This window comes from Glycomyces sp. NPDC050141, from assembly GCF_055586545.1.
The window spans coordinates 79,649-92,792 of the sequence record NZ_JBVJHZ010000010.1; the positions used below are offsets into that span (position 1 = coordinate 79,649).

11 protein-coding genes are annotated in these 13,144 nt (G+C 69.8%); 7 read left to right on the plus strand and 4 right to left on the minus strand.

Annotated elements, in window-relative coordinates; translation table 11 throughout:
* Positions 1-34: 34 nt before the first annotated feature.
* The 5 genes from ACZ60M_RS08905 (at position 35) to ACZ60M_RS08925 (ending at position 5,101) form a co-directional block, all read left to right on the plus strand.
* Entirely contained in the window at positions 35-793 is a 759-nt protein-coding gene (locus ACZ60M_RS08905; RefSeq protein WP_465416197.1) for a bestrophin-like domain, read from the plus strand.
* 93 nt (positions 794-886) lie between these two features.
* Complete coding sequence (locus ACZ60M_RS08910; protein WP_465416199.1) at positions 887-2,311, plus strand: family 2B encapsulin nanocompartment shell protein; 1,425 nt, start codon at positions 887-889, stop codon at positions 2,309-2,311.
* A 136-nt stretch (positions 2,312-2,447) separates the two neighbouring features.
* Entirely contained in the window at positions 2,448-3,464 is a 1,017-nt protein-coding gene (locus ACZ60M_RS08915) for a polyprenyl synthetase family protein (protein ID WP_465416201.1), read from the plus strand.
* Positions 3,464-4,417: a 4-hydroxy-3-methylbut-2-enyl diphosphate reductase gene (gene ispH / locus ACZ60M_RS08920; RefSeq protein ID WP_465416203.1), complete on the plus strand. Its 954-nt coding sequence runs from the start codon at positions 3,464-3,466 to the stop codon at positions 4,415-4,417. Before ACZ60M_RS08915 ends, ispH begins: the two co-directional genes overlap by 1 nt.
* 72 nt (positions 4,418-4,489) lie before the next feature.
* Positions 4,490-5,101, plus strand: a complete 612-nt coding sequence (locus ACZ60M_RS08925) for a DUF1349 domain-containing protein (protein WP_465416205.1) — start codon at positions 4,490-4,492, stop codon at positions 5,099-5,101.
* Between the two features lie 74 nt (positions 5,102-5,175).
* On the opposite strand, the gene ACZ60M_RS08930 is transcribed toward ACZ60M_RS08925, so the two are convergent.
* From ACZ60M_RS08930 to ACZ60M_RS08940, 3 genes are all read right to left on the minus strand, one after another.
* Positions 5,176-6,318: an alpha/beta hydrolase family protein gene (locus tag ACZ60M_RS08930; RefSeq protein ID WP_465416207.1), complete on the minus strand. Its 1,143-nt coding sequence runs from the start codon at positions 6,316-6,318 to the stop codon at positions 5,176-5,178.
* 172 nt (positions 6,319-6,490) lie between these two features.
* Positions 6,491-8,554, minus strand: coding sequence for a molybdopterin oxidoreductase family protein (locus tag ACZ60M_RS08935; protein ID WP_465416209.1), 2,064 nt, complete (start codon positions 8,552-8,554; stop codon positions 6,491-6,493).
* 137 nt (positions 8,555-8,691) lie between these two features.
* Positions 8,692-10,095, minus strand: a complete 1,404-nt coding sequence (locus ACZ60M_RS08940; protein ID WP_465416211.1) for an MFS transporter — start codon at positions 10,093-10,095, stop codon at positions 8,692-8,694.
* Between the two features lie 180 nt (positions 10,096-10,275).
* Between ACZ60M_RS08940 and ACZ60M_RS08945 the strand changes: the two genes are divergently transcribed.
* Complete coding sequence (locus tag ACZ60M_RS08945; protein ID WP_465416213.1) at positions 10,276-11,193, plus strand: ABC transporter ATP-binding protein; 918 nt, start codon at positions 10,276-10,278, stop codon at positions 11,191-11,193.
* Complete coding sequence (locus ACZ60M_RS08950; RefSeq protein ID WP_465416215.1) at positions 11,190-12,287, plus strand: ABC transporter permease; 1,098 nt, start codon at positions 11,190-11,192, stop codon at positions 12,285-12,287. Before ACZ60M_RS08945 ends, ACZ60M_RS08950 begins: the two co-directional genes overlap by 4 nt.
* Here the strand turns inward: ACZ60M_RS08950 and rsmI are convergent.
* Complete coding sequence (rsmI, locus tag ACZ60M_RS08955; protein WP_465416217.1) at positions 12,268-13,125, minus strand: 16S rRNA (cytidine(1402)-2'-O)-methyltransferase; 858 nt, start codon at positions 13,123-13,125, stop codon at positions 12,268-12,270. The genes ACZ60M_RS08950 and rsmI overlap by 20 nt on opposite strands.
* Positions 13,126-13,144 lie beyond the last annotated feature (19 nt).

Genomic DNA, 13,144 nt, shown 5'->3' on the forward strand with positions numbered 1-13,144 from the left:
TTTGGTGGGATCAATGGCCATTTGGCTACAAGGGTTGCTGTTCTTTCTCGTCGTGGTGGCCGCGGCCAGCGTCGTCGTCGCGCTGCTGCAGAAGCTGACGCCGCCCACGGGGCGCGGGCACAACAACGAGCTGGGCACGACGCTGTTCGAGCTGTTGACCGTGCTGTACGCGATCGTGCTGGCGTTCGTGCTGATCACGGCCTGGGAGGACAAGAACGAGGCGGGCCATGTGACCTACCAGGAGTCGAACCAGCTGGTCGACGTGTACTGGTCGGCTTCGGCGCTCCCACCGGCGGAGCGCGACGAGGTGCGGGCGGCGTTGCGGGCCTACACGAACGAGGTGATCGAGGTCGAGTGGCCCGCGATGCGCGAACAGGACCCGGTGTCCTCGGAGGGGCTGCTGCTGCTCGACGAGGTGCGGGCCCCGGTGTCGGGCGCGCAGCCCGATGAGGACCTGATGCAGACGCAGCTCGAGGTGAGTGACGGCGTCATGGCCGTGGAGCAGTACCGCACGGACCGGCTGTTCACGGCGCAGCGCGGCCTGGGGCCGGTGATGTGGACGGTGCTCGTGCCGGGGGCGCTGCTGGTGTTCGCGGTGATGCTGACGCTCGGCACGCCGACCCGCAAGTACCAGTTCGTGCTGGTGGGGCTGATCTCGGGCATGGTGGCGCTCATGCTGTTCGCGGCCTACCAGCTGGAGTACCCGTTCAGCCGCGGCGGGGCCTCGGACCCGGTGGCGTACGAGACGGCGATCGAGCGGTTCGACGTCATTGATGTGAAGTACTCGGAATAAGTACTCGTATGGGTGAATTATTGGCTTTTCCGACCTTGTGATAGATAAGATCCTGCACGAGCCAAGTCAGCCCCAAAGTGAGGAAGTGACTGCATGACCGACTCTGTCGTCGACAGCACGCCGGCCGTTCCACAGCAGACCTCGAACGGTCAGCATCCCCCGACCAGCCTCAGCACCGCCGCCGCCCGCAACCTCGCCACCACCACCAAGTCCGCCCCGCAGATGCAGGAGATCACCTCCCGGTGGCTCCTCAAGGTCCTGCCGTGGGTCCAGACCCAGGGCGGCGCGTACCGCGTCAACCGGCGCCTGACGCACACGGTCGGCGACGGCCGCGTCGAGTTCGCCACCGAGGGCGACACCGTCCGCGTCATCCCGACCGAGCTCGGCGAGATCGCGCACCTGCGCGGCCTCCAGGACGAGGAAGTGCTTGCGGCGCTTGCCGACCGCTTCGAGCAGCGCGAGATCCGCGCCGGGGAGCACCTGGCGCAGCAGGGCGCGCCGATCGACGGCCTGTACCTCATCGCGCACGGCCGCGTCGAGCAGTTCGGCGAGGGCAAGTTCGGCGACCGGTTCTCCGTGGGCGTCCTGGTCGACGGCGACCACTTCGGCGATGAAGTGCTCACCGAGTCCGGTCCCGTGTGGCGCAACGACGTCATCGCGGCCACACCGGTCACGGTGCTGGCGCTGCCGACCGGGGCCGTGGGCGAGCTCGTCGAGCGCATCCCGGAGCTCGCGGCGCACCTGGAGCAGTACCGCGCCGGGCGTTCGGCGAAGACGAACAAGCACGGCGAGTCGGCGATCGACATTGCGGTAGGCCACACCGGCGAGCCGGACCTGCCGACGACGTTCGTGGACTACGAGCTGAAGCCGCGCGAGTACGAGCTTTCGGTGGCGCAGACCGTGCTGCGCGTCCACACGCGCGTCGCCGATCTCTACAACCAGCCGATGAACCAGATGGAGCAGCAGCTCCGGCTCACCGTCCAGGCCCTCCGCGAGCAGCAGGAGGACCAGATGATCAACAACAAGGAGTTCGGGCTCCTGCACAACGCCGCGCTGAACCAGCGCATCCCGACCCGCTCGGGGCCGCCCACGCCGGACGACCTCGACGAGCTCATCTCCCGGCGCCGCGACACCCGCGTGATCCTGGCGCACCCCAAGGCGATCGCCGCGTTCGGGCGCGAGCTCAACAAGCGCGGGCTCTACCCGCCGCTGTCCTCGTTCGAGGGCGGCGAGGCCGTGGCGTGGCGGGGCGTTCCGGTGCTGCCGTGCAACAAGATCCCGATCACGTCGGCCGGTACGACCTCGATGCTGGCGATGCGCCTCGGCGAGGACAACCAGGGCGTCGTCGGCCTGCACCAGACCGGGCTGCCCGACGAGTACGAGCCGGGCCTCTCGGTGCGGTTCATGGGGATCGACGAGAAGGCCGTCATGTCCTACCTCGTGAGCGCCTACTACTCCGTCGCGGTCCTGGTCCCGGACGCGCTCGGCATCCTCGAACACGTCGAGATCGGACGCTGAGCATCCCGGGCGGCCGCCTCCGCACTCAGGCGGCCGCCCGGGCCACAGGGGCGTCCGCGCATCCGCGGCGACCCCTTGGACCCCACCGCGATCCCACCGCGATCCCCGCAGACCCCGCCGCCCAGGGAGGCCCCGCTTGACCGTCCTGACCGACCACACCGCCGCCCGCGAGGCCGTCGACGCCGGACTCCGCGCCGCCGCCGCCCGGCTCCCCGCGCCCGCCGCGCGCATCGCGGCCTACCACTTCGGCTGGACCGACGCCTCCGGCTCGCCCGTCCAGGCCAACTCCGGCAAGGCCCTGCGGCCGCTCCTGACCCTGCTGGCCGCCAAGGCGGTCGGCGGCGAGGACGCGTGGCGGCAGGCCGTCCCGGCGGCTGTGGCCGTCGAGATGGTCCACAACTTCTCCCTCATCCACGACGACATCATCGACCGCGACAGCCTGCGGCGGCACCGCCCGACCGCGTGGAAGGTCTACGGCGTCAACGACGCGATCCTCGTAGGTGACGCCTTGCACGCCTTGGCGTTCGAGGTCATCGCCGAGTCCGGCTGCGACAAGGTCCCGGCGGGCACGAACCTGCTCGCGCAGACCGTGCGGGCCCTCATCGAAGGGCAGCTGGCGGACACGCGGTTCGAGACGCGCGACCGGGTCGAGCTGGCCGAGTGCGTGGCGATGTCCGAGGCGAAGACGGCCTCGCTGATGGGCTGCGCGACCGCGCTCGGGGCGCTCTTCGGGGGCGGCACGCCGCAGCAGGTGGACGCGCTGCGGGACTTCGGGTTCCGGCTCGGGCTGGCGTTCCAGCACGTCGACGACCTGCTGGGGATCTGGGGCGACCCGGACGTCACGGGCAAGGCGGTCTACTCGGACCTGCGCAACCGCAAGAAGTCGCTGCCGGTGACGGCGGCGCTCGGCTCCGGGCACCCCGACGCGCCGGAGCTGGCGGCGATCTACAGCGCCAGCGGGCAGCTCACCGAGACCGAGCTGCGCCGGGCCGCCGACCTGGTCGAGGCCTGCGGGGGGCGGCAGGCGAGCCGCCGGTCGGCGGAGACGCTCACCGAGGCGGCGACGAACAGCCTCGGCGTGGAAGGACTCCGGGCCGAGGCCGTCGAGGAGCTGACGGGCCTGGCGGCGAGCACGGTCCACAGGGCTAATTGATGGCACGCCTTCGCCGGGTGCTGCTTCCCGCCCCGCGTTCTTTCTGCGCCGGTGTGGAGCGGGCGATCGAGATTGTCGAGCGGCTGCTTGAACAGCACGGACCGCCTGTCTACGTGCGCAACCAGATCGTGCACAACGCGCACGTGGTGGCGGACCTGGAGTCGCGCGGCGCGGTCTTCGTCGGCGAGCTCGACGAGGTCCCCGACGACGCGCTCGTGGTCTTCAGCGCCCACGGCGTGGCCCCGGCCGTCGAGCGGGAGGCGGCCGGGCGCGGCCTCGACACGGTCGACGCGACCTGCCCGCTGGTCGCGAAGGTCCACGCCGAGGCCAAGCGCGCAGCCGACAGCGGCGACACGGTGATCCTCATCGGACACGAGGGTCACGAGGAGGTCGTAGGCACTGTCGGGATCGCGCCAGACCGGACCCTCCTCGTCGGGAGCGCCGAAGAGGTCGCCGACCTGCGCGTCCCCGACACCGCCCGGCTCACCTACCTGAGCCAGACGACCCTGGCGGTGACCGAGGTCGAGACCATCGCCGAGGCCTTGAAGCGGCGCTTCCCGGCGATCAAAGGCCAAGGCGCCGATGACATCTGCTACGCCACGAGCAACCGCCAGGCGGCGGTCGCCGCCGTCGTGGACGAGGCCGATCTCGTGCTCGTGGTCGGCTCGGCGAACTCCTCGAACTCGAACCGCCTGGTGGAGCTGGCGAACGGCGCCGGGGTCGAAGCGCACCTCATCGAAGACGCCGCCGCCATCGACCCGGCTTGGCTGAGCGGCGCCGAGGCCGTGGCGGTGACCGCCGGGGCGTCGGCGCCCCCGCGCCTCGTCGACGAGGTCGTGCGGGCCCTCGCGGCCCTCGGCCCCATCGAGGTCATCGAACGAGTCCATACCCGTGAGACCCAGGAGTTCCTACTCCCCCAAAGGCTCCGCCCTCCTCAACTCCAGCGCCCCTGACCACTGCCGCCACTTTTCCCAACCCCTGGAAAAAAGAAAGGCAGCGCTCCCGCCTATCGCTAAGCTGAGCGGATGACAGTCAATATCCCTGGACTCCCCTTTCCCCTCGACTGGGAAGACGCCGTCGAGCCGCAGCACTGGCAGGTCACCGGGACCGGCCTCGAAGCGACCGCCGATCCCGGCACCGACTGGTACGTCTACGCCCCCGCGCCCGCGAGCCACGCCCCGACCACCGGCGCCCGCCTGCTCGGCCTGCCGCCCGAAGGCGACTGGCAGTTCAGCGCCCGCATTACCGTGGACTTCAACGGCAAGTACGACGCCGGAACCCTGTTCCTCCTCGCCGACGAGAGCCACTGGTCGAAGCTGTGCTTCGAGTACTCCCCCGACGAGCAGGGCATGGTCGTCTCGGTCGTCACCCGGGGCACCTCCGACGACGCCAACGCCTGGATCGTCGAAGGCGACACCGTCTGGATGCGCGTCAGCAGCGTCGGCGAAGGCTTCGCCTTCCACGCCTCGAACGACGGCCGGCGCTGGGAGTTCGTGCGCTGCTTCGGGTTCGGTGTCGACGGCCCGGTCAAGGCCGGGTTCGGCGTCCAGGCCCCGGAAGGCCAGGGCTGCAAGGTCCAGTTCAACGACGTCGTCTTCAAGCAGGCGACCCTCGCCGACCTCCGCAACGGCTCCTGACTGCATCTGACCGCCTCCTTTCTGACCTGCCGGCCCGGCCGCGCTCTACGCGGCCGGGCTTTTTCCGCTGGTGCCTAAGGGTTGTGGAAGACGAGTTCGGGCCAGGCCGGGTCGGGGCCTTCGAGGACCGGGGGTCCCTCGTCTCGGAGGTGGGTGTCGACGAAGCCGGTGACGAGGGCCCGGGCGATCTCGTTGCTGCGGTTGCCGTCGAGGTCGTCCTGGTTGAGCCCGGCCTGCTCGCCGAGCGGGCCGAAGTCGGTCATAGAGCTGTGGGTGGTGCCGGTGACGGAGATCCAGCGCTTCCAGCCGTCGAGCTTCTTCCAGGCCTTGTCCCAGGTGTCGTCCTGGCCAGGCGAGCCGTGGTCGTCGCCGCCGCCGACCATCATGAAGGGCCGGTCGAGCTTGTGCGGTTCGAGGGCGAAGAAGGTGCCGTCGAGGTTGAACCCGGCGTCGAAGCGGTCGTCGGCGTGCATCGCGCGGTGGCTGCTCGCGCCGCCGATCGAGTGGCCGCCCACGGCGATCCGCTCGGCGTCGATGATGCCCGCGTCCTCCCAGGCCGCGTCGTCTCCGGTGAGTTCGTCGAGGACGAAGGAGAGGTCGACGGCCCGGTTCGGCACGAGCGTCTGGTCGTCGAGGTCGTCCTGCTGGCAGGTGAGGCACTCGGTGGTGCGGCCGCCCGGGAAGGTGATGGGCGCTTCGTAGGTGTGGCCGACAGTCGCCACCGCATAGCCTTGGCTCGCAAGCTCTTCGGCCATGCCCGTGAGGGTGGCGCGGGGGAACGAGAAGCCCGGTGAGAGCACGACGAGCGGCAGCGTGCCGTCGTCGGCGAGCGGTTCGGCGTCGAGCACCGAGTTCGTTTCTACTGAGGCTAGGAGTTCGCCGGGGAGGTTGAGTTGCGCGCCGAAGAGCGCGCCTTCCTCAGCCGTCATGTACGGCGCCGTCTCGCCTTCGGTCTCGGCGGTCGGGTACCACATGGAGACCATGAGTTCCCGGTCCTGTTCGGGCACCCAGACATCGGGGCGGCCTTCGTCGACGAGGTGGAGCCGGGTGGTGCCGGTGGCGAACTCGCCGCCGGGCTCGGGGATCGCCAGCGCGGGTGCGGCGGCGGGCGGGTCGGCGGGTTCGGCTTGGGCGGTGTGGACGGCGGCTGCGGTCGTTCCGGCGGCGACCGCGAGGGCGGTGGCGCCGAGGAGGAGGCGTTTCGCTTGGCGTCGCAAGTGGAGTTCCAATCGGTCGGTGGTGCGGGTCCGTTTCGGCCCGCATCATCAACTCTGGCGGTTGGAGTCCTTGCTGCCATGGGTATTTCGACCGAAGTCGTATAGGTCTTTAGACCGGTTTTCAGCGCCTTCACCCCTGACGAAAGTCAGGGGTGAAGGGTGAACATAGTGGTCAGGGGGTGGTCGTCAGCGGCGGGGCGGCCGGGGCGATCTTGACGGCGCAGACCTTGAACTCGGGCATGCGGCTGATCGGGTCGAGCACGTCGGAGACGGCGGCGTTGGCGTTCGCGGCGCCGGGGAAGTGGAAGGGGCTGAACACGGTGTCCGGCCGGATGTCGGCGGTCAGGCGCGCGGGCGCGGTGTAGGAACCGCGCCGGGAGGTGATGCGGACCCAGTCGCCTTCGCCGATGCCGTGGCGCACAGCGGTGTCGGGGTGGATCTGGAGGAACTGCTCGCTGTCGGGTCCGTCGAGGGAGCCGATGAGGCGGGTCTGCGCGCCCGACTGGTACTGGGTGAGCACGCGACCTGTTGTGAGGTACAGCGGGTAGGAGCGGTCGCGGCGCTCGGCCGGGTGGCGGTGGTCGACGGCGATGAACTTCGCGCGCCCGTCCGGGGTGGGGAACTTGAAGTCGGCGAACATGCGCGGCGTGCCCTCGTGGTCGGGGCTGGGCACCGGCCACTGGAAGGTCTGCTCTTCAAGGCGCTCATAGGAGACGCCGGAGTAGTCGGCCTTGCCTCCGGCGGAGGCGCGGCCCAGTTCCTCGAAGATCGCTTCGGGGTCGGTGGAGTACGAGCCGGGCGCGTCGAGGCGGGCGGCGAGCTCCTTCATGATCCACAGGTCCGAGTGGACGCCGTCGGGGGCGCCGCGCAGGGACTTGCGGCGGATGATGCGGCCTTCGAGGTTGGTCATCGTGCCGTCCTCCTCGGCCCACTGCGTGACCGGGAGGACCACTTCGGCGAGGCGCGCGGTCTCGGACATGACGAAGTCGAGCGAGACGAGGCAGTCGAGGTCCTTGAGGCGGTCGGCGACGCGCGTGGCGCGCGGGGCCGAGACGACCGGGTTGGAGCCGAGCACGAACAGCATCTTCACTTCGTCGCCGCATTTGCGCAGCAGCTCGACTGCGGAGACGCCCGCGCCCGGGATGATCTCGGGGTCGACGCCCCACACGGCCGCGACGTGCTCGCGCGCCGCCGGGTCGGTGATCATGCGGTAGCCGGGGAGCTGGTCGGCCTTCTGGCCGTGCTCGCGCCCGCCCTGGCCGTTGCCCTGCCCGGTGATGCAGCCGTACCCGGAGCTGGGCTTGCCGGGCAGGCCGAGCGCGAGCGCGAGGTTGATCCAGGCGGTGACGGTGTCGACGCCCTTCGCGTGCTGCTCGGAGCCGCGCGCGGTCAGGATCGCGGTCTTCTTGCCGGCCATGAGGCGGGCGGCGGCGTACAGGTCGGGGACGGAGACGCCCGTGATGCGCTCGACGAACGCGGGCCAGTACCCGGCGGCGGTCTGGCGGACCTCGTCGAAGCCGTTCGTGTGCGCCTTGATGTAGTCGTGGTCGAGGTAGCCCTGCTCGATCGCGATGTGCAGCAGCCCGTTCGCCAGCGCGAGGTCGGTGCCGGGGGCGGGCTGGAGGTGCAGCTGCGCCTGCTCGGCGGTGGCGGTGCGGCGCGGGTCGATGACGATGAGCTCGGCGTTGGTGAGGAACCGCATGAGCGGCGGCATGGTCTCGGCCGGGTTGGCGCCGACCAGGACGATCACGTCCGCGTCCTGCAAGTCCTCCTTCGGGAACGGCAGGCCGCGGTCGACGCCGAAGGAGCGGTTGAGGGCCCCGGCGGCCGAGGACATGCAGAACCGGCCGTTGTAGTCGATGTGCTTGCTGCCCAAGGCGAGGCGGGTCCACTTGCCGAGCTGGTAGACCTTCTCGTTGGTGAGGCCGCCGCCGCCGAAGACGCCCACGGCGTCCTTCCCGTGCTCGGCCTGCACCGCGCGGATCTTCGCCGCGACGTGGTCGAGGGCGGTCTCCCACGAGACGGGCTCGCCGTGCAGGAGCGGCGAGGTGAGCCGCTCGGGGTGGTCGAGCAGTTCGGGGGAGGTCCAGCCCTTCTTGCACATGCCGCCGCCGCGCGGCGAGGCCGTGACCTTGCCTTCGGTGTCCTCTTCCAGCCGCATGCCGCACTGCAGCGCGCAGTACGGGCAGTGGGTGTCGGCGGTGCGGACGACAGGGAGGGCGGCGCGAACGGTCATGCGCCGAGTGTGACCGCGCGGCGTTTCGACGTCACGTGAGCAATGTTTCCGGAATGCTAAGTGGCCCGCAATCGTCAGTGGGAGACGATTGCGGGCCGTGGGGCTGGACGGCGACGCTGCCGCGGTGTCGTACTGGGTCAGACCTTGGCGTACGCCAGGCTCGGGACCTTCTCCACGAGGACCGTGCGCTGGTAGCACCACCAGTTGATGACCAGGAAGACCGCATAGGCTCCGACGAACACCCACATGGCGGGGACGACCGAGCCGGTCTGCTCGTTGGCGATGCGGAAGCCCTGGTTGATGAGGAACCCGCCGAAGGCGCCGATCGCGGAGATCCAGCCGAGGGCCGCGGCGGTGAGCTTCTTGGCCTGGACGACCTCGGTCTCGCTGGCCTGGCCTCCGGCCGCGGCGTGGGCTTCGGCCTGGAAGATCGCCGGGATGGACCGGTAGGTCGAGCCGTTGGCCATACCGCTCATCAGGAACAGCACCATGAAGGCGACGAAGAACAGCGCGAACGAGCCGGTGTTGATGCCCCAGATGGCGCCCATCGCACCGGCGCCCATGAAGACCAGCGCAGTGCTGGTGATGGGGGCGCCGCCCCATTTGTCGGCGAGCCAGCCGCCGAAGGGCCGCACGACCGAGCCGACGAGCGGGCCGAGCGCGGCGATCCACAGGGACTGGAACTCCGGGAAGGAGAGCTTGATGACCAGGGGGAACGCGAACGAGTAGCCGATGAACGAACCGAACGTGCCGATGTAGAGGACGCTCATGATCCAGGTGTGGCCTCGCGTCAGCGCGGGCAGCTGCTCCTTGATCGAGGTGCGCGAGACCGAGAGGTTGTCCATGAAGCGCCAGGCCATGACCGCGGCGAACAGGCCCAGGACCATCCACAGGATCGGCACGTTCTGCAGGAAGATGTTCTTCCCGGCCTCATTGACGCCCTGGGAGGCCCCGGCGACGCCGGCGACGATCAGGAACGGGCCGATGAACTGCACGGCCGGGACGCCGATGTTGCCGCCCGCGGCATTGACGCCCAGGGCCGAACCGCGGTAGCGCTCCGGATAGAAGTAGGAGATGTTCGCCATCGACGAGGCGAAGTTGCCGCCGCCGAACCCGGCGGTGATCCCCGCGACGATGAACAGCCAGTACGGGGTCCCGGGGGTCATGACGCAATAGGCCAGGAGCGCGGTCGGGATGACCAGGAGCGCCGCCGAGATGACGGTCCAGTTGCGCCCGCCGAAGATCGCCACGGCAGCCGTGTAGGGAATGCGCAGGAAGGAGCCCACGAGGTTGGGCACCGCGGTGAGCCAGAACAGTTGGCTGACGGTGAAGTCGTATCCGGCCACGGCCAGGTACGGGGTGATGATGCTGAACATCACCCACACCGAGAAGCCCAAGTGCTCGGCGAGCACTGACCAGATCAGGTTGCGTCGGGCGACCTTGCGGCCGGTCGACTGCCAGAAGGCTTCGTCGTCCGGTCGCCAGTCGGTGATCCATCCCTTGCGGGCGGGGGGTGCGGATTGCGTCAAGGTCGCTGTCATGCCGCTACCTTCCGCGAGCGGCGTTGCTGGGTTGTGCGGCACCTGTACCGGCGCGATGAAGTTCGCCTCACGGTTCTGTTACGGAGGGTGTGAACGGAATGCCACCACCGCCGTAGCCGCCTCGTACACCCGTAAGGCGAGAACCCCGTCACAACGGGCCATGGCATAGCGTTAGCGGCTATGGACGCCGCCATCGAGGTCGCCGACCTCCGCAAGACCTACCGCGGCCGCAGGACCGGCGAGGTCCGAGCGGTCGACGGCGTGAGCTTCCGCGTCGAGCGCGGCGAGTTCTTCGGCATCCTCGGCCCCAACGGGGCCGGGAAGACCACCACCCTCGAGATCGTCGAAGGCCTGCGCAGACCCGATTCCGGGACCGTGCGCCTGCTCGGCCGCTCGCCGTGGCCGCACTCCCCCGAGCTGACCGGCCGCCTCGGCGTGCAGCTCCAGGCGTCGGCGTTCTTCGAGTTCCTGACCGCTAAAGAGCAGATCGAGACGTTCGCGGAGCTGTACGGCGCGACGAAGGCCCGCGCGGCCGAGATGCTGGAGACCGTGGGCCTCGCCGAGCACGCGGACGTGCGCTGCGAGAAGCTCTCGGGCGGCCAGCAGCAGCGGCTCTCCATCGCGTGCGCGCTCGTGGGCGACCCCGAGCTCGTCTTCCTCGACGAACCGACCGCCGCCCTCGACCCGCAGGCCAGGCGGAACCTGTGGGACCTCATGCGCTCGATCAACGCGGAAGGCCGCACCGTGGTGCTCACGACGCACTACATGGAGGAGGCCGAGGCGCTGTGCGACCGGGTCGCCATCATGGATGCCGGGAAGATCCGCGCGATCGACTCCCCTGCCGGTTTCGTGCGCGACCTCGACGCCCCCACGAAGATCACCGTGGCGGCCGGGCAGCTCAGCGGTGAGCGCATCGAAGCGCTCGCGGCGGGCGAGACCGTGACGGCCGACGAAGCGACAGTCGTCTTCGAGACCCGCGACCCGCGCAAACTCCTGACCGAACTGGCATCGGACGGGGCCCTGGAGGGCCTGTCGGTGCGCACCGCGAACCTGGAGGACGTCTTCTTGCACGTGACCGGACGGGAGTGGCGCGGATGAGCACCGGGACGATGGCGGCCGCGAACATCGAACGCAAGCGCGGCAGCGCGTACCTGAGCCTTGTCAAGGCACTGGGGCGCGGCTGGCTGCGCGACCGCAGCCAGGTGTTCTTCACGATCCTCCTGCCGCTGATGTTCATGGTGCTGCTGGCGAGCGTGTTCGGCTCGGGCGACACCGCGGCCTCGCGGATCGTCGCGGTCGGCGACGTGGCGGTGCTCGACGGCGCCGACCCGGACGAGTTCGCGGTCACCGAGGCAGCCGACCTGGACGAGGCGCTGGCGATGCTGCGCGACGGCGACGCCGATGCGGCGGTCGTCCAGGACGGCGACACGGTGCGCATCTACCCGTCGGCGACGAACTCGACTTCGGGCGCGATCGCGGAAGGCAAGCTCGCGGCGCTGATCGACGACGTGAACGTCGAAGTACTCTCGGCGGCGGCCCCGCACGAGCCGGTGCTGGTCACCGAGGTCGAAGAGGCCGACGGCGGCGCGCTCAAGCCGATCCAGTACCTCGCGCCGGGCATCCTCGCGTGGGGCATCGCGATCACGGGCGTGTTCGGCGCGGCCGGGACGATCGTGGACTGGAAGCGCGACAAGCTGCTGCGGCGCCTGCGCCTGACGCCCGCGTCGGTGGGCACGTTCCTGGGCGCGAAGGTCTCGGTCATGCTGATGGTCGCGCTCGGGCAGACCGCCGTGTTCCTCGCGGTGGCGGCCTTGGGCTTCGGTCTGCAGCTCTCGGCGTGGACGTGGTTCGCGGCGCCGCTCGTGCTGCTGGGGACGCTCGCGTTCATCGCGATGGGCGTGGTCATCGGCGGTATCGCGCAGACCAGCCCGGCAGCGGCGGGGCTGAGCAACCTCGTGACGATGCCGATGGCGTTCGTCTCGGGCGCGTTCTACCCGCTCGCGCTCTCGCCGCAGTGGGTGCAGACGATCTCGTACGTCTCGCCGATGCGGTACCTCAACGAGGCCCTGCAGTCGGTCGTGGTCTACGGCGAGCCGCCGACGGCGGTGCTGCCGCAGATCGGGTTCCTCGCCGCGTTCGCGGCAGTCGTGGCCCTGTTCTCCTGGAAGACCTTTAAGTTCGACGAGCTGTGAGGACCGCGTCGTAGACGTCCCTGCGGCTGACGCCGTATCGGACGGCGACCTCTTTCATCGCGGTCTTGTGGTCGGTGCCTGTGGCTTCCAGCGCGGCGACGGCGGCGGCCATCGCCTCCGGGGTCGCCTCGCTCGCGTCGGGTCCGGTCCAGCCGGAGACGACGAGGGTGATCTCCCCGCGCGGCGGGTCGGCCTCCGCGCCCGCTGCGAGTTCGGCCAGGCCGCCGCGGCGGACCTCCTCGTGGGTCTTCGTGAGCTCGCGGCACAGCGCCGCGGGCCGGTCATCGCCGAACGCGGAGGCCATGGCGCGCAAGGTGTCCTCGACGCGCCGCGGGGACTCGAAGAACACCATGGTCCGCTTCTCTTCGGCGAGTTCAGTGAAGAGACGCCTGCGCTCGCCGTCCTTGCGGGGCGCGAAGCCCTCGAAGCAGAACCGGTCGCACGGCATGCCCGAAAGCGCCAGGGCGGTCGTGACGGCGCTCGCGCCCGGCGCGCAGGTCACCGCGATACCGGCGTCGATCGCGGCCTTGACCAGCCGGAAGCCCGGGTCGGAGACGGAGGGCATGCCGCCGTCGGTGATGACGGCGACCCGCTTTCCGTCGTACAATTGTTCGATAAGCCCTGACGTTTTGCCCGCCTCGTTCGCCTCGAAATACGACGTGATCTGCGCAGTGGGAACGACATCCAGTTCGCTGAGGAGCCGCCGGAGCCGCCGGGTATCCTCTGCGGCGATGACGTCGGCGCGGGCCAGCTCGGTCCGGAGCCGAGACGAGGCGTCCTCCGGATTTCCCAGGGGCGCACCGAGAAGCACCAAAACGCCAGTTGAAGATGTCGACATCGGGCCAGTATCCCCCATA